The organism is Sedimentibacter sp. B4 (genome assembly GCF_000309315.1).
Lineage (GTDB): Bacteria > Bacillota > Clostridia > Tissierellales > Sedimentibacteraceae > Sedimentibacter > Sedimentibacter saalensis.
Genome location: NZ_CANG01001161.1, coordinates 1 through 382 on the forward strand (window position 1 = coordinate 1; position 382 = coordinate 382).

Annotated in this window: 1 pseudogene; it reads left to right on the forward strand. The window is 65.4% G+C overall.

The features are described from left to right. Nucleotides 1–86 precede the first annotated feature (86 nt). Nucleotides 87–382, forward strand: a pseudogene (locus tag BN358_RS28240) (transaldolase family protein); the annotation flags it as partial.

The following is a 382-nucleotide window of genomic DNA, read 5'->3' on the forward strand; positions in this document are numbered from 1 at the left end:
ATGTGAACAAACGTTCTAGACAAATGTTCAGGCTCGTCATGACTCGCGGGCACACTGGGATACGAAACCGGACGAAGGAGCAAGCGATGAACACCCGCCTGAAGGCCCTCGCCGATGCCGGCGTCTCGATCTGGCTGGACGACCTGTCCCGCGAGCGGATCGAGAGCGGCAATCTGGCCGGGCTGATCCTGAACGACTCGTGGTGGGCGTCACCACCAACCCGCCGATCTTCGCCGCCGCCCTGAGCAAGGGCGACGCGTAACCCCCCAGCTGACCGCGCTCGGCGACGTGCCGACGTCGGAGGCGATCAAGCACCTGTGCGCGACGGACGTCCGCAACGCCTGCGACCTGTTCGAGCCCACCTTCCGCTCCAGCCACGGGT